Source organism: Chlorobiota bacterium (assembly GCA_016710285.1).
Lineage (GTDB): Bacteria > Bacteroidota > Ignavibacteria > OLB7 > OLB7 > OLB7.
In genome coordinates this window covers 1,719,996-1,735,686 of the sequence record JADJXR010000001.1, presented here as the reverse complement: position 1 = coordinate 1,735,686, position 15,691 = coordinate 1,719,996, and the positions used below count along the sequence as shown (strand labels likewise).

12 protein-coding genes are annotated in these 15,691 nt (G+C 59.7%); 8 read left to right on the top strand and 4 right to left on the bottom strand.

The annotated features are described in order from the left end of the window. The first annotated feature begins 149 nt into the window (after window positions 1–149). The 5 genes from IPM61_06125 to IPM61_06105 all read left to right on the top strand — a co-directional run bounded on the left by IPM61_06125 (window position 150) and on the right by IPM61_06105 (window position 6,083). On the top strand, window positions 150–1,859 hold the full coding sequence (locus IPM61_06125) for a PD40 domain-containing protein (GenBank protein MBK8910888.1): 1,710 nt from the start codon (window positions 150–152) through the stop codon (window positions 1,857–1,859). A gap of 88 nt (window positions 1,860–1,947) precedes the next feature. Then, window positions 1,948–3,387: a hypothetical protein gene (locus tag IPM61_06120; protein MBK8910887.1), complete on the top strand. Its 1,440-nt coding sequence runs from the start codon at window positions 1,948–1,950 to the stop codon at window positions 3,385–3,387. 5 nt (window positions 3,388–3,392) lie between these two features. After that, window positions 3,393–3,983, top strand: coding sequence for a hypothetical protein (locus IPM61_06115; protein ID MBK8910886.1), 591 nt, complete (start codon window positions 3,393–3,395; stop codon window positions 3,981–3,983). Between the two features lie 11 nt (window positions 3,984–3,994). Continuing rightward, window positions 3,995–4,654, top strand: a complete 660-nt coding sequence (locus IPM61_06110) for an NAD(P)H-binding protein (protein MBK8910885.1) — start codon at window positions 3,995–3,997, stop codon at window positions 4,652–4,654. 370 nt (window positions 4,655–5,024) lie between these two features. Beyond that, window positions 5,025–6,083, top strand: coding sequence for a DUF1016 family protein (locus IPM61_06105; protein ID MBK8910884.1), 1,059 nt, complete (start codon window positions 5,025–5,027; stop codon window positions 6,081–6,083). 278 nt (window positions 6,084–6,361) lie between these two features. On the opposite strand, the gene IPM61_06100 is transcribed toward IPM61_06105, so the two are convergent. From IPM61_06100 to IPM61_06090, 3 genes are all read right to left on the bottom strand, one after another. Further along, complete coding sequence (locus tag IPM61_06100) at window positions 6,362–7,237, bottom strand: GerMN domain-containing protein (protein ID MBK8910883.1); 876 nt, start codon at window positions 7,235–7,237, stop codon at window positions 6,362–6,364. Between the two features lie 55 nt (window positions 7,238–7,292). Further along, window positions 7,293–9,512, bottom strand: coding sequence for a DNA repair protein RadC (gene radC / locus IPM61_06095; GenBank protein MBK8910882.1), 2,220 nt, complete (start codon window positions 9,510–9,512; stop codon window positions 7,293–7,295). A 108-nt stretch (window positions 9,513–9,620) separates the two neighbouring features. After that, the gene (locus IPM61_06090; protein MBK8910881.1) at window positions 9,621–10,022 is read right to left on the bottom strand and encodes a metalloregulator ArsR/SmtB family transcription factor; all 402 of its coding nucleotides are present in this window, start codon (window positions 10,020–10,022) and stop codon (window positions 9,621–9,623) included. 132 nt (window positions 10,023–10,154) lie between these two features. On the opposite strand from IPM61_06090, the gene IPM61_06085 reads away from it, so the two are divergent. From IPM61_06085 to IPM61_06075, 3 genes are all read left to right on the top strand, one after another. Further along, a complete protein-coding gene (locus IPM61_06085) occupies window positions 10,155–10,682 on the top strand; it encodes a VOC family protein (protein MBK8910880.1) in 528 nt (175 codons plus the stop codon). A gap of 485 nt (window positions 10,683–11,167) precedes the next feature. After that, a complete protein-coding gene (locus IPM61_06080) occupies window positions 11,168–11,842 on the top strand; it encodes an aquaporin family protein (protein ID MBK8910879.1) in 675 nt (224 codons plus the stop codon). A gap of 95 nt (window positions 11,843–11,937) precedes the next feature. Further along, entirely contained in the window at window positions 11,938–14,742 is a 2,805-nt protein-coding gene (locus tag IPM61_06075; protein MBK8910878.1) for a fibronectin type III domain-containing protein, read from the top strand. A 105-nt stretch (window positions 14,743–14,847) separates the two neighbouring features. On the opposite strand, the gene IPM61_06070 is transcribed toward IPM61_06075, so the two are convergent. Then, entirely contained in the window at window positions 14,848–15,558 is a 711-nt protein-coding gene (locus IPM61_06070) for a hypothetical protein (GenBank protein MBK8910877.1), read from the bottom strand. Window positions 15,559–15,691 lie beyond the last annotated feature (133 nt).

Below are 15,691 nucleotides of genomic sequence, written 5' to 3'. Positions count from 1 at the left end.
GTGTTGGATTGTTTGCTTAATCATTGGGAATCAAAATGGCGTTACGCGCCTTTGTTTATCCTTCAACCCTCACTTTCCCTTTCCCCTTTTCTCTGCTCCTTCGTAGCTTCGCCGCTGGCCGTGGGTGGCCAACTCACTTTTCCCTTCTGGTGACTATGATCGTGCGGATTCTTCGGCGGTTCCCTTCCCTTCTGTTGGTGGCCACGCTGGCGTTTGCCGGGTGCGTCACCACTGCCCGTTTCAGCGAGCGCGGCCGGCTGGAGTGCCCCGTCCCTCCGGTGATCTGCCAGCCCGGCACGTTTGACCAAACCATTCTTGACACCAGCAGCAGCCCGCTGATCCGCACCCGCCATTACCTTTCCATTGCCCGCGTCAACGGCTTGAATACTGAGGTGGATGAGTTCGGCGTGGCCTTCCCCAACGGCGGCGATGGCCGCACCGCGCTGGCAACCACGCGCAACAACCGCGCAACCGACCGCCGCGACCACCTTCTGAACGCCACCTTCTCCACCATTACCAGCGCGACGGTCGGGACCAACGTCCCGGTTGCCAATGGCTTTGGGTCCGTGGGTCGCGGCGTGGAGTCGCAAGGGACCTTGCACCTTGCGGCGCGGCAGGAAGGGACGGCAGCAGCCACATCACCAGCATCCGTTGTTGGCGATTATGACCTGTTCACCGCCCCCATGCGCGACCCCGCGGCGGCATCGCGCAACCCTATTTCCGCCGTGGTAAGCTGGGACGCGCAACCGGCACTGGCCCCCGATGGCCGCACCCTCTATTTTGCCAGCACCCGCCCGGGTGGATATGGCGGTTCGGACCTTTGGGTAAGCTGGATGGAAAGCAACGGGAGCTGGAGCGAACCAAAAAACCTTGGCCCGGGAATCAACACCCCGTGCGACGAGCTTTCCCCCTGGGTTAGCGGCAAAGGGGAATGGCTGTACTTCGCCTCGATGGGCCACGAAACCGTTGGCGGCTACGACCTGTTCCGCGCCCCAATCAGCAACAACCAGATAGGGGGCGTACAGAATCTTGGCAAGCCAATCAACACCCCACGCGACGAGATTTTCCCTTCGGCTCCGTTCGCTGCGGACCCCGACACGCTGCTTTACTACAGCTCCGATCAAGATGGTTCGCGCCAGTTCGATGTGTACGTCCTGCACAAACGCAAACGGCTGGTGAAAGGGGAGATTGCCGAAGGCCTTCCCCCAAAACTGGTCCGCCTAAAAGGAACCGTGGAAACCGAGGAAGGCACGCCGGTGGATAGCGCGCTGGTCCAGCTTGAGGAACGGAACCCGCCAAAACGGAAAGACTCCACCCGCAGCGGAAACGATGGCGGCTACGAATTCCAGATTGAGCAAGGGAAGGAGTACGTGCTGACCGCCGGAACCGACAGCACACTGTTTGGCCAGCAGGAGGTCCACGTCCCCGCCAACAGCGATAGCACCGTTGTGGTCCGGAACGTGGTGATCCCCGACACCGTCACCTTCCGGGTGAACTTCCCTTTCAACAACGCAACCGATCCCTACGAATTCACCCTTGATGACCGCGGGCTTCCCAGCAACGAGCGATGGTTGGAGATGATTGACCGCGCCGCAGGCTTCCTGCGAACCATCACCGCCCCCGGGGCCAAGATTGAAATCGTGGGGCATACGGACCCCGTCGGCTCCGACGCATTCAACATTGACCTGGGGCGGCGGCGGGCCGAGTTTATCCGCCGCGAGTTTATCAAGCGGGGCGTTCCCGAGCGGCTGCTGACGGTCCGAACCGAAGGGGAACGCAGCCCATTGCCGCAACGCGCCAACGAACATCAGGACCAATATCACGCACGGTTGCGCCGTGTGGAGTTGATTAGGAAATAGGGGGGGGGACGGGGATTGATCCCCGTTCCAACTCAGTCGGGACGCACGCAACTACGGAGTACGAACTTTTCTTGCAACCAACAACCTTATGCTACAACACGATCATCGCCGCTTGCTGCAACCATTGTTGCTGATGCTGGTTGCGATTGCCATTGGCGGATGCTACACCGTCACGCGGGTGGAGCGGGAAAAATACACCGTCACCCAGCGCGACACCACGGTTCGCGAAAGCGCGCAGAATGTGCCAGGGGAGCGGGAAAACGGGACGGTCTATCCATCGTCGCGGCAAGTGGAGATCACCCGAACGTACGTTCAGCGGGACTCGACGGTGGAACGCTACTACCCAGCATTCCTACGCTACGGGGGGATCGAGGCCGCCAGTTTTATCGGCACCGGCGGAAGCACCGATGGCGGGGGAATGGGGCTGTTTGGATTGTACGACCTGTTCACCATAAAACGCCCCAGCGACACCAAAATCTTCACCGGCCAGATGTACCGCATTATGCCCTACGAGTGGCGGCTGCGCTGGTTCGACGATGCCGAAAACTGGACGTTCGGGGTTTCGGCGGTGGAGATTTTCGTCAATAACCGCGACAGCAGTGCCGAAAGCGATCCGGGCGAGCGATTGGTAGGAATCGCCAGCCCATACTTCCGCAAACGGTTCTTCCTGCGCGACCAACCGCCGTACGTGATGGTGGTTCCGTTCATTGGCTTTGGGTTGGTACCGTCGCAGTATATCAACCTTGGAGCAACGTTCGATGTTGGGTCCTTTGGCGGATTCAATCTGCGGGCCTATGCCGGATACATCAGTGGGACCTCGGCAATGCTGAAAAGCGATGACGACCCCCAGAATGCCGATTTCAGCACCACCTTCCCCTACTTTGGCCTTGGCGTTTCGGCCTTGGATTTTGTGAACAAAACGGAGGAGCTGTTCATTGAATGGAAGGACCACAAGCACAACGCCATCGAGGTCAGCGCGGTGAATTTCGACATGGTCTATTCCACCAACACCGACGCGGGATCGTGGTTCAACCCGGGGACCGGATCGGCAAGCAACGTCTATCCCACAGGGTTCATGCTGAAAGTTGGTTCGGCCAACTACCCGCTTCCGTTCGCCGATGGAAATGTGTTTGTGGGGACCTCACTCTTCAATGCCATGGTGATCTCCAAAGATGAAATCGCCCTCGGCTGGCTTCCGCTGCGCGCCGGCTACCGGATGAACCTGATGAACAACGACCTTACGCTGGAACCCTACGCCGAAGTGATGTATCACCCCAAAACCACGCTCCACCTTGCCGCACGCCTTTCGGTGAAGCTGCCGGAATGGACCATGCCACTTCTCAACTTCCCCATTCCCATGCGGATTAACGCCATTGCTGGCTTCGTTGACGGAAGCGCAAACAGCGACGTTGTCACCGGGTTCGAGGACCTGATCGCCCCCAAAGATTTCTCCACAACCTATGTGGGCTTCGGGATCGGGATTGGGGACGGGTTGTTCACCATGGATCAAGTGAGGAAATGGTGGTAGCAATGATGAAATTCCGCTGGCTGCTTCCGCTGCTTCTGCTGGCCGGTCCCACCGGCTGCAAGGTGGCGAACCTTCCCACCACCATTGGCCGCGATTACGAGCGGGTAGATATCACCATGGGGGACGACATCTACACAGGGCGCATCCTTTCCAATCGTGAGGATGTTGAGGTGACGAAGAACGGAATCCTGCTGAAGCCTGGTGCCCGATTCGCAATCAAGACGTTGGAGGTGACGGAGTTCGTTGGGCAGTTCGACGTAAACATTCTGGAGGGCCAGGGGCTGACGGCCTACATCCGAACCGTCCCTTACCGGTTCGACTCCACCCACGGCATTGCCTTCCGCTACGCGGTGGATGGATGCCAGCTTCGCTACCCCGACGGGCGCACCATCCCGCTGGAGTACAACGCCGAAACCGAGACCGGAACCATCAGCCTGTACAACGAAGCCGCACGGCTTGCCGTTTCCGTCAACTGCCAACAGATTTACGAGGACGACACCGACCTTCCCGGGACTGAGTATGTGATCTTCGAGCCGCTTCCCGGAAGCACGGTGGAGCTTCGGCACGTAGCATATTTCAACACCGACACGGAGTAACACGGGGCGCAATGGCAGCACGCATTTTCATCACCGGGGGAACGGGCTACATTGGCAGCCGATTGATTCCGGCATTGGTCCAGCGGGGCCACAGCGTGCGTGCGTTGGTGCGGGAATCGGCAATCGGGAAGCTGGCCAGCGGAGCCACGCCGGTGGTTGGAAACGCGCTGGACCCAGGAACGTTTTCCGGCGCAATCGCCGCCGATGAGACCGTCATCCATCTGGTTGGAACGCCGCATCCGGGGCCCGGGAAAGGGGAGGAATTCAAGCGGGTTGATCTGGCATCCATCCATGCCTCGGTACGCGTTGCGGCGGCGGCTGGGGTTCCCCATTTTATCTACCTGAGCGTTGGCCAGCCCGCCCCGGTGATGCACGATTACATTGCCGTCCGCGCCGAAGGGGAGCGGCTGATTCAGGAAGCGGGCCTGACGGCGACCATCCTTCGCCCGTGGTACGTGCTTGGCCCGGGCCACCGCTGGCCGGTCCTTCTGAAACCGATCTACGCCGTTGCTTCCCTGATCCCCGCGCTCCGCCCGGGCGCGCAGCGGCTTGCGCTGGTGACGCTGCCGCAAATGGTCCGCGGGATCATCCACGCCGTGGAAAACCCACCCGCCCCGGGCCGCACCGAAGTAGTGGATGCCACAGCAATCAAACACCGGGCAGGGGAATAGGGGAGCGAGGTAACCGCAAACAGAGGTAGCCGAAGGTCTTTAGCCTTCGGCGTTATCTTTGGTCTTGGCAGGCTAAAGACCTGCCGCTACCCCGACTTCGTCGGGATTGATGGATGCGCGACTCCCCCTCTCGGGAGGGGGCAGGGGGTGGGTTGGGGACACCCGCGAACCAAGCATCCATTCCCGAATCTCAGGATCAGCAAGCCTCGGTGGCCAACGGAAACCGCCGCCGCGTGTTCGGCCGTTCCCCCGAACCCACCCCGCCCTGTCGGGCACCCCTCCGTTGGAGGGGAATGCTTCGGGAGGGTTTGCGGAAAGGTTGGAAGAAGGGGAATCGTGGGTGGACGGAATGATTCGGAGACAACAGGCCATGAGCGACACGACATCGAACCTTCTTTCTGCTCCTGAAGACTATGCCGACTGGCTGGCAAGCATCAAAAGCCGTGTGGTTGCCGCACGCAGCCGCGCTGCGTTGGCGGTCAATGCCGAACTGATACAGCTGTATCACGACATCGGCAGCGACATTCTTCGGCATCAGGCCCGCAACGGCTGGGGGAGCAAGGTCATCACCCGGATTGCCAACGACCTGAAGGCCGCCTTCCCCGACATGAAAGGCTTTTCCCCGCGCAACGTGAAGTATATGCGCTATTTCGCCAAGCACTGTCCAGATGGGCGATTTGGGCAGCAGCCTGCTGCCCAATTACCCTGGTTCCACATCGTTACCTTGCTCACCAAAGCCGAACCGCAAGATCGCGAGTGGTATGCGGTATGCGCCGCCACCGAAGGCTGGTCGCGGCTTACTCTGGAACGCAATTTGGAGAGCGGCCTGCGCCACCGGCAAGGCGCGGCCATCACGAACTTCCCGTTGCGCCTTCCCCAACCAGACTCCGCCTTAGCGCACGAAACGCTGAAAGACCCATACCTGTTTGACTTCCTTGGCTTGGCCGATGCTGCCCACGAGCGCGAGATCGAAAACGCGTTGATTCGCCACATCACTCGTTTCCTTATCGAGCTGGGTTCGGGGTTTGCTTACGTTGGGCGGCAATTTCGGCTGGAGGTGGGGGGTGATGAATTTTTCATTGACTTGCTGTTTTATCACACGCGGCTGAAGTGCTACGTCGTGATCGAGATCAAAGGGGGCAAGTTCAAGCCCGAACACATCGGCCAATTGAACTTTTACCTTACCGTTGTGGATGCACAGATCAAAGCCCCCGACGACAAACCAACAATCGGCCTGTTGCTGTGCCGCAAGCAAAACCGGATGGTGGCCCAATACGCCGTCAATGGCATCAACAAACCGATTGGCATTGCGGAGTTTGATTTGCTGCGAAATCTGCCACAGCCCCTGGCCGACAATTTGCCCCGCATCGAAGAGATAGAAGCGGAATTGACCGGGAGGATACTGCCGGATGAACCAGAAACAGAGTAGCCGCCCCGACCTCTGTCGGGGTTGATAAAAAGGTAGCCGCCCCGACCTCCGTCGGGATTGATAAAAGGTCTTTAGCCTTCGGCGTCATCTTCGATCTTCAGTTCTCGGCCTTCGGCCTCTGGGCAGGCTAAAGACCTGCCGCTACCCCGACTTCGTCGGGACAACCACCGCAAAAGGTAGCCGCCCCGACCTCCGTCGGGATTAATAAAAGGTCTTTAGCCTTCGGCGTTATCTTTGGTCTTGGCAGGCTAAAGACCTGCCGCTACCCCCCTTTTTTTTCACGGCTCCAACACCTCTTCCTCGTTTCCCTCCACTTGGATCACCACGGATTGCACCGAGGGGAATTGGAACAATGTCCGCTCAATCTGGGCGCGGATTGCTTCGGCGCGGCAGGCCCCGGCGGAGCTTCGCAGCTGGCGGCTGAAGTTCGCCACCGCCACCCCGTTCGTAATTCGGATTCCAAGCAACTCCACCCCGCGCGGAAGCTCGGTTGCGTAGCCCGCTTCACGGTCGCTGCTGCTGGGGCCGGCAAGAAGCTCGCGCAAGGCGTGCTCGGCAACGGCGGGCGATGCCCCGCGAGGACGCTCCACCGAGAAGACGTTGCGGCAGTCACCATTTCCGTTCATTGATGAGTTCGCGAAGAACACCCGAATGGTGGCCCCGCCAGTGGCAGCGGCGGGGGGCTGGTCCCGCACGGCAATCGGGATTTTCACCACGTCAATCGGGCGGCCATCGCGGGCGGAATATTGGAAGACCTCCAACGTTGCCCGCCCGGCGTATTTCCCGGGCAACGCCACCTCGGTGGTGAACGGGTTCATTGTGCCTGCGTCGCCAACGGCCATCAGGTTCCCCTCGGCAACGCGCTCGCCACCTTCGCCAACCACTCGGTAGCTCACGGTGTTCTCAAACGTTCGCGCCTCCCCTTTCAACACAAATCCACCGGAGACTTTTTGGCCGCGGGTTGGGAGTTCCACCACGATGTTCGGGCCGTCGGCGGGTGGCGCGTCCGCCTCGGTTTTCACCGGTTGCTGTTTGGCTGGCGTGATGCCGGTCCCCGCTTCCTTGCCCTGCGGCCCCGAACGTTCGCCACAGGAAAGAAGGGAGAGAAGCAGCAGCAGAAAAGAAGCCAACCGCAAGAATGGAAACCGTTGCATGATCTGGAGTTTGTGATCGGTAGATAGTTCAACGCTGATGGAGGTCCCGGGCAACTCACACATATCCTTGCTCGGCCAGCGAGACGTACTCCTCGCCGGCAATGATGACGTGGTCGTGGAAGGTGATGCCGATAATCTTCCCGGCATCCACCAGCTGGCGGGTGATGTTGATATCCTCACGGCTAGGGGTTGGGTTTCCGCTGGGGTGGTTGTGGATTCCGATAATCGCCGCCGCGTTCTCGATAATCGCCGTGCGGAAAACCTCGCGGGGGTGAACAATCGAGCTGTTCAAATTCCCCTCCGACACCATCTCCCGCCGGACCACCTGGTTTGCCGTGTTCAGAATCAGCACGTGGAATTGCTCCTTCTGAAGGTCGCGCAGGTGCGGGCCGATATACCGGGCAACATCGGCCGGGGAAGTGATCGTTGTCCGGCTGGTGAACGCCTCGGATTTTACCCGACGAACCAGCTCGAACGCGGCGGCCAGCGTCACCGCTTTTGTTGGGCCAATGCCGTTGATGCTTTGAAGCTCCGTAACGTCGCGGCGGGAAAGCTCGGTGATGTTCTTGAACAGATTCAGCAGTCGCCGGCTCATCTGCAGCACATCTTCCCCAACCCGCCCGGTGCGGAGAAGGATTGCCAATAATTCCACATTGCTGAGCGACCCCGCCCCCTTGTTTATCAGCCGTTCGCGGGGTTGTTCGCTTGGCTGCCAATCTTTCACGGTGATCGTTTTTGGCGACGCGTCGTTCTCGGGTTGCGCCTTCTTCTTCTTTTGCTTCGCGGGGGTTGGCTCCGCTGGAATCGCCTGCGGCTGCGGGGCTTGCGCGGTGGCCGGGTCCGGCTGCTTCTTCAGCTTGGTGAGCTTCAGTTTCCGTGGGTGTTTATCGCCAACGCTGGGCTGGTGCGCCGTTGGCAGCTTGGGCGTTGCTTCCGTTGGTTGCGGCGTGGCATTGGGGTCCATCGCCCCATTCTGTTCCTGCAACTGCAACGCTTCCCCCACCACGTAGAACGATCCGCAAATCACAACAATCTCCCCTTCGGCACGCTCCTGCTCGGCCAGGCGGATTCCATCGGCAACGGAGCCGGCAAGGGTGGTGGGGATTCCGGCGGACTGGGCGTGGTGGGCGATTTCATCGGCGGGAAGCGAGCGGTGGCTGTCGGCACGGACGGCGTACAGATGCTGGGCCAGCGGCCCCAGCGATTTCATCACCCCGGCAACGTCTTTTTCCTGGACCGCACCCACCACAAACCGGACGTTCCGCGCCCCGTGGTTCAGCGTTGCAAGCGTGTCGGCCAGGACCGCTGCGCCGTCGGGGTTGTGGGCAACGTCAATCACCGTTCGGGGCGTTTCCCGAATGCTTTGGAACCGCCCGCTGATTCCGGTGTTGGCGGCAATCTGCGCCAGCCCTTCCTGGATTGCTCTGGTGTCAATCCCGAACCGTTCTTTCAGTTGCTCAATCACCCCCAGTGCCACCCGTGCGTTCTCGATCTGATGCCGCCCAACCAGGCCAATCTGCAAGCGCGGCAGCTCGCGGCCACTCAGCAGGAAGGAGGCAACGGTGGCGTTGAAGGTGAGGTCATGGAACAGGCCGCGGCAGAAATCATCAACGAACAACACCGGCGCGCCAACCTCTTCGGCACGCTTCTGGAACAGGGCGCGCAATCGCGGCGCAACGCGCCCAACCACTGCCGGCGCGCCCCCTTTGATAATCCCCGCTTTCTCGAACGCGATCGCCTCCAGCGTTTCCCCCAAATGTTTGGTGTGGTCAAAGGAAATGGAGGTGATGGCGGTGGCAAGCGGGGCAACCACGTTGGTTGCATCCAGCCGCCCCCCCATGCCGGTTTCAATCACGGCAACGTCAACCTCTTGCTCGGCAAAGTAGCGGAAGGCCATGGCGGTGGTCCCCTCAAAAAAGGTGGAGCCAAGCCGCTCGATTGCTGGCATCATTTGGGTGGTGTAGCGGGCCAGGTGTTCAACGGGCATCGGGATTCCGTTCATCCGAATCCGTTCCTGGAACCGAACCAAGTGGGGCGATGAGTAAAGTCCAACCCGCAACCCCGCCGATTGCAGGACCGAAGCCACCATGGCACAAACCGAGCCTTTGCCATTGGTGCCGGCAACGTGGATGCAGGGGAAGCGGTGGTGGGGATTGCCGAACTGATCCAGCAATTCGGTTACGGGTTCCAGCCCCAGCTTGATCCCAAAGGTTTGCAGGGAGAACAATCGGTTCAGCGTGGCGCGAAGCTCCGGACTGTAATCGGCGTTGGTCATGCCGGAAAATAGCAGGGAAGGGGAGATGTGGGAAAAAGGTTTTCTGGCGGGAAGGGGTGGGGCCCGGGTTCGACCCCGGGCATTGCTTCTATCAGCCAGGTTCTTCCGCTACTTCTGCGGAACTCCTTCTGGCCGGGGCGCGCCTTGAATTTGGATTGGTGGGCTTGCCATGCAGCAGACGGCGGTTAGCCGTTCCCGCTCGCGCCGCATTGCCGGGTCCAGTAGCAGCCAAGCGCGAACTTCGTTCAGGATATGCGCCGCGCCAGGGTCCGGCGGCTGCGCAATTTGGTAATGGATCCATTTGCCGTCGCGGCGGGATTCCACCAATCCGGCGCGGCGCAGGTAGGCCAAATGGCGCGAGATTTTCGGCTGGCTGGTTTTCAGAACCTCCACAAAGTAGCAGACGCAAATTTCACCGCTGGCCATAAGGTTCAGCAGCCGCAGCCGTGTGTTGTCGGCAAGGGCGCGGAACATCAGCTCGAAATCGAAGGGTTGTGATTGCTTGCTCATGGCGCGAAGAAAGAAAAAAAATGCCAAACAACAAATATGCTTTTGCATATGTGTTTTTTTCGCCTATATTTGCATCACATTCGCGTAGGCGAATATGAACTTTTATCAACAATCCATAATGGAGTAACCGCAATGAGCACAACCGCAGGAAGCCGAGCAACGGCACTGAAAGCACACATCGCCTTGAACGTCAACAACGTGGCCGAAAGCATCAGTTTCTACAAGAAGCTGTTCGGCATCGAGCCGATGAAGGTCCGAAGCAATTACGCGAAATTCGACGTGGCCAATCCCCCCTTGAACCTGACGCTGAACGCCGCCCCCATGGCCGCCCCCCTGAAAGGGCAGGGCGCGCTCTCGCATCTTGGAATCCAAGTAAGCACCACCGAAGAAGTGCTGCAGATGCGCGAAGAATGGATTGCCACCGGCTTACTCACCCGCGACGAAATGGGGACCGCCTGCTGCTACGCCATTCAGGATAAAACCTGGGTTCGCGATCCCGACGGAAATGAGTGGGAGGTGTTTACGGTGCTGGAGGACCATTTACCAGAGCAAGATTCGGCAAGCGCAGGGACCTGCTGCGTGCCGCTGGCCACCGTCGAACCCGGACCCTGCTGCACCAAAGAGGATGTGCCAGCCAGCGCCACCTGCTGCGTGGTGTGAACGGCAGCATACATAGCATTGGCCATGAACCCTGAGGTTGGGGATTGGTGAAGATTGCCCACACGTGACGCGCCATTTTCACCCCCCAACCTCATTCCATTTCCCTCCGCTGTTGCTCCGGTTGTGGCTGGGCTATATTGATGCCAACAGCGTTAATTGATAAGCGACCCACAAACCCTCACGAAACAGTTCCCCTCCTGGGGAGGGGTGCCCGATAGGGCGGGGTGGGTTCGGGGGAACAACAGAAAGAGCGGCGTTTCGCGTTGGCCACCGAGGCCTGCTGATCCTGAGATTCGGGAACGAGGGCTTGGTTCGCGGGTGTCCCCAACCCACCCCCCGCCCCCTCCCAAGAGGGGGGGAGCCACGCATCAGGCCGCGCACGGAGAGAGAGGTAGAGAAGATGAACGCCGAAGGTTAAAGGCCTTCAATCAACCCCAACTCAGTCGGGGTTGGAAATGATAGCAACACACAACAATCAACACACCATGGAAACACGCACACACGTTTGGGGGCAATCGCGGCGGGTTGTTGCCGAAGGGATTGGGACCGGCTTACTCCTTGCGGCAGTGGTTGGGTCCGCACTGATGGCCGAGCAATTGGCGGCGGGGAACACCGCGCTTGCCTTGCTGGCAAACTCCATTGCAACCGCAGGGGCGTTGATTGCCCTTATCACCACCTTCCTACCGATTTCCGGCGCGCACTTCAACCCGGCACTGACGCTGGCCGAGGCATGGAACGGCAGGATGGAATGGCGCGAGGTCCCCGGCTACGTCACCGCGCAGATTCTTGGCGGGATTGCCGGGGTTGTTGTTGCCAACGTGATGTTCGGGAATTCGGCGGTTGCTATCGCGGACCACGAACGCTCCGGGTTTGCGCAATTGTTCGGCGAGGTTGTGGCAACGTTTGGGCTGCTTGCGGTGATTTTCGGGACGGCACACAAGGAGCCGGAGCGGCTTCCGATGGTTGTGGGGATGTACATTCTGGCCGCGTATTGGTTCACCGCCTCATCGGCGTTTGCCAACCCAGCCCTCTCCATCGCCCGGATATTCACCGAGACGAACGCCGGAATCCGCCCGGCCGACGCATTGGCGTTTGTTGTGGCGCAGCTTGTTGGCGGCACGTTGGCGGTCCTGCTTTTCCGTTGGTTTGGGAAGAAGTAATCTCCCCTGAAATTTCTCTATTCTTCTCTGAAATTTCATGCCGTATATTCGGGCAAGCATCAATCCGTTTCTCTCTCCATCAACGTACGCCTGCCATGAACAAACTGCGACTGCTTCTGATCCCTGTGCTTCTGCTTGTTGCGTGCCATGCCGCAAGCGCCCAACAGCGTTTCCCATCGGCCACCCTGGACGGCAAAGAACTCTTCAAAAACATCTTCCAGATTCGGCAACACCCAATGCTTGCCCAGCTTAACACAGCGGAAGCAGGGCGATTGCTGGCTGCCCCGGAGCATCTAGAGATCACCAACTTCCCGGTGATGCCGGAAATCTATGGGACGATTGTGCTGCAACGCCGCCGTTCGGTGGTGGATGCCACCACGCAGTTTGTTGTGGCCACGCCAACGGGCGATGTTCCCACCAAGGCCCCACAGCTGGTCCTGTACACCGGAACCGTGGAAGGGAGCCCGGGATCGAAAGTGTGGCTGACCTACGAAGCAGGAACCGAGCAGATGTTTGCGGTGATGGAGTATCCCGATGGCCAAAGCTATATCGTTGGTCCGGACATCAGGAACCCGCAAGGAAGCTATACCATGGCCGCCACAAAGAAGATGACACTTCCCGCCAGCAACTTTGTTTGCGGAACGGAGGATGACTTGGATGCGTTGCCCCCAACCCCGCCGGCACCAATGGCCGCCGATGTGTTGGCCGCAAAAAGCATTCTGGAAGTTGAGCTTGCCGTGGAGACCGACAGCGAGTTCTTCACCGCCACCGGTGGGACCGTGGAAAAAGCGCAGGCCTACGCCGTGGCAATGTACGCGGTGGTCAGCAGCATCTACGAAGATGAGCTTCACGTCACCATCCACATCCCCTGGATGAAAACCTGGACGAACTCACCCGCCGATCCGTACAACGTGAAAGGCGACCCCTTCCTGCTGCGCGACAAAGCCGGGCCGTACTGGAAGGAAAACTACACCACCGTCCAGCGCGACATCTTCCAAGTGGTGACTTCGTTAAGCTACGGCGGCGGGGGATATGGATTCTTCGAGGCACTGTGCGGGAAGAACCAGGACAAAGGCTACAGCGTGATCTCGGTGCAGGGAAGAAACCCACTGCCGACGTTTGGATTCAGCTACGACGTGTACATTGCCGCCCACGAGATTGGCCACAACTTCAACGCACCCCACAGCCACAATTGCTACTGGGGCGCGCCGCTTGACACCTGCGTTGTGGATGAGGGAATCGAAGGGAAATGCTTGCCGGAAGGCCAACAGAAAAAACCGAACCCTGGCTCGATTATGAGCTACTGCGGCGGGACCAACAACGACGCAGGTTTAGGCTTCACGCTTCGGATGACCTTCCTTCCCCAAGTGGCCGCGCTGATGCGCCAAACCGCAGAAGCCGCCACCTGCATCAGCGCACCCGCCACGCAACGGGTGATGCTACTGAACCCACATGGCGAGGAGCAATACGATGCCGGAACGGCAGCGCAAATCCGCTGGCGGTCCTCCGGCGTGGCAAACATCACGTTGGAGTACAGCAGCAACAACGGGGCCGATTGGACGCTGATCCAAGCGAACATCCCCGCCGGCGACGAGGCCTACAACTGGACGCTTCCGCAAACCTGTTCCCCCACCATGCGGGTCCGGATCAGCAGCAGCGAAAACCCTGCGGTGGCCGACACCTCCATGAAAGCCTTCAGCATCGTCCAGAACGATGCCAGCGGGCTGGTGCTGTACTATCCATTCAGCGGAAACTCACGCGATGAAGCGGGGTGCGGATATTACCCGGCATCGGGCAACGCAACCCTTGCCAACGATCGGCTTGGGAACCCGAACAGCGCCTACTCCTTCAACGGAAGCTCCTCGCTTTCGGCAGCAAACTATATCTCCAACTTCACCAACTTCACCGCCTCCTACTGGTTCAAGCTGGACAACACCACTGGCATCCAGACAATGGTGGGGCAGAACTGGGAGATTGACGCAATGTTCTTCACCTACAGCTGGGACGGGCGATTGGGGATTGCCGCCTACTTCAACGGAAGCGGCGTGCCGTTCCAAGCATGGGGACCAAACTTGACCGCAAACAAATGGTACCACGCCGCCTTTGTGTACGATGGCACGGCAATGAAAATCTATCTGGATGGCGTGCAGGTTGCCAGCGAACCAAAAACCGGAACGCTGGTGACGGCAAAGGCGCCGCTGTTTGTTGGCGCACGCGGAACAACCGAGTACACCAAAGGGGCGATTGATGAAGTCCGCATCTACCGCCGCGCGCTGAGTGGGGAGGAGGTGCTGGCACAATCGAAAGAAGGTTCCGTTGCGCCGGCAGCGCCGTTGCTGCTGCTTCCGCCGCACGCCGCCACCAACCAGCCAAGCTCGGTGCAGTTGCAGTGGCAAAGCAGCAGCGGGGCATCGGCCTACCACGTCCAAGTTTCCACCAACGATAACTTCAGCGGAACGTTGGCTTTGGACAACAACGCCGTGGCCACCACTTCGCAAATCGTTGGCAATCTTGGCCCGAACACCACGTATTTCTGGCGGGTTGCCGCTACAAACAGCGTTGGGACCGGGGCTTGGTCCACGGTGTTCAACTTCAGCACCGCCGGGTTTAGCGGGGTGGAGGAAACCACCACTGGCAACGGCGCAACGCTTGCCGGAGCCACGATTGACCCGCGCACCAACAGCGGGACCGCCACCATCCTTCTGGAAGCCGAGCGGAACCTTACGATGACCATCTACGACCTAACCGGCCACCCGGTGATTGCCGTGGCGGTTGGCCCACGCGAAGCCGGAAGCCACACCCTGCGGTTCGATGCCGCCGGCCTTCCATCCGGCAGCTACCTTTGCGTGGTGGATGTTGGCGGGAAACGCCTTGTGCGGAAAATGGTGCTGGCCCGCTAAGCCTTCCCCTTGCACACATTCTTTCTGGTTTACCTTTGCGTCGTCTGTGCCCTGGCGGTTCTTTCACCAAAAGTTCCGCCGGGGCACAGCCGTAGTTGGCCCGGGCTATTCCCCCAAGCCGCCCCCGGTATCGTTCCATTGGAACTCGCTCAGGATCGCATCAATCCGCAGCGGGAAATCTTTCTCCCCTTTCTTGTGGACCACCGCCACGTAAAACGCTTTGGTGGTGGCATGGACGCTAAGGCAGGCGTAGCCTTCGTTCCCTTTTCCGGCAAAGGCGTAGGTTTCGGCACTCCATTGGCAATGGGGGAAAGGTTGCGGCGGCGCTGTCACCTTGAACTTGTTTTGCTCCACCAGGCCATCGGACCCAAGCACTGCGCCGGTCATATCCATCAGCGAGAGCGGGTTGTTGGGAACGTAGATTTCGGCCCACGCGCTCCGGTCCGGCTTCCCCTGCGGAGCGTTGTAGATTCGCAGGCGCGTCCCTTTCGGGTCCGTTGTGTCCCGCTCGGCAAGCATATCCTCGGGGACGTACAGGCTGTACGGAATCCCCCGATACACCAGCTTCATGGCCACGGTGATGGAGCCATTGGTTGTTGCAATCGTCCCGCTTTTGGTGTCTGGCCGTCCGGGGTGCCACTCGCCCGTTGGCTTCCCGGTGTCCGCGCCGGTTTGCGCAGCTTGCGCCCCGGGGGCTGCGGTTCGGGCGGAAGTTGTGGCGGAGGTGTCGGGAAGGGTGGTTTTGGGCGCATCCTCCTTGCTGCATCCGGCAAGAAGGATTCCGCAAAGAAGAAGCGTTGGGAGCGTTTGGTTCATGCTGAAGATGTCGTTTCTTGAATCGGTTGGTTCGGTGCGCAAAATTGCAGATCGCCACCGTAGCAATGCAAGCAAAGCCGTGCAAGCGCGCCGAATATCCCGATATTTTGGGCAGCCCCGAGCAGCCCCACCC

Coding starts and splice junctions, on each gene's coding strand:
- IPM61_06120 (MBK8910887.1), top strand. CDS start 1,948: ATGCTACAACACGATCATCGCCGCTTGCTGCAACCATTGTTGCTGATG.
- IPM61_06115 (MBK8910886.1), top strand. CDS start 3,393: ATGAAATTCCGCTGGCTGCTTCCGCTGCTTCTGCTGGCCGGTCCCACC.
- IPM61_06110 (MBK8910885.1), top strand. CDS start 3,995: ATGGCAGCACGCATTTTCATCACCGGGGGAACGGGCTACATTGGCAGC.
- IPM61_06105 (MBK8910884.1), top strand. CDS start 5,025: ATGAGCGACACGACATCGAACCTTCTTTCTGCTCCTGAAGACTATGCC.
- IPM61_06100 (MBK8910883.1), bottom strand. CDS start 7,237: ATGCAACGGTTTCCATTCTTGCGGTTGGCTTCTTTTCTGCTGCTGCTT.
- radC (MBK8910882.1), bottom strand. CDS start 9,512: ATGACCAACGCCGATTACAGTCCGGAGCTTCGCGCCACGCTGAACCGA.
- IPM61_06090 (MBK8910881.1), bottom strand. CDS start 10,022: ATGAGCAAGCAATCACAACCCTTCGATTTCGAGCTGATGTTCCGCGCC.
- IPM61_06085 (MBK8910880.1), top strand. CDS start 10,155: ATGAGCACAACCGCAGGAAGCCGAGCAACGGCACTGAAAGCACACATC.
- IPM61_06080 (MBK8910879.1), top strand. CDS start 11,168: ATGGAAACACGCACACACGTTTGGGGGCAATCGCGGCGGGTTGTTGCC.
- IPM61_06075 (MBK8910878.1), top strand. CDS start 11,938: ATGAACAAACTGCGACTGCTTCTGATCCCTGTGCTTCTGCTTGTTGCG.
- IPM61_06070 (MBK8910877.1), bottom strand. CDS start 15,558: ATGAACCAAACGCTCCCAACGCTTCTTCTTTGCGGAATCCTTCTTGCC.